Source organism: Bradyrhizobium sp. Kon58 (assembly GCF_055807455.1).
Genome location: NZ_JBVVOT010000369.1, coordinates 1 through 287 on the forward strand (window position 1 = coordinate 1; position 287 = coordinate 287).

The window sequence follows — 287 nt, forward strand, 5'->3', positions numbered from 1 at the left end:
CCGGATTCGATCCGCGCGATATCGAGAATATCGCCGATCAGCTCCAGCATGCCGCGCGAGGCCTCCGACGCCACCTCAAGGGCATCCCGATCGGCAACGCCCTGCTCGGCATTCCTCAGGGCCAGCTCGATCATGCCGATCACCGCGTTCATCGGCGTGCGGATCTCGTGGCTCATGGTCGCCAGAAAAGTAGTCTTGGCCCGGTTGGCGGCGTCGGCTTCGTCCTTGGCTTCCTGCAACTGACCCAACAACTGTTGGCGCTCGCTTACGTCCACCCAGCCGGCAAT

The 287-nt window shown here is 63.1% G+C and carries 1 protein-coding gene; it reads right to left on the reverse strand.

The window, feature by feature from the left end:
• The coding region (locus tag AC0L20_RS40815) for a histidine kinase dimerization/phospho-acceptor domain-containing protein (protein WP_473295794.1) at nt 1–287 on the reverse strand (287 nt) is incomplete at both ends.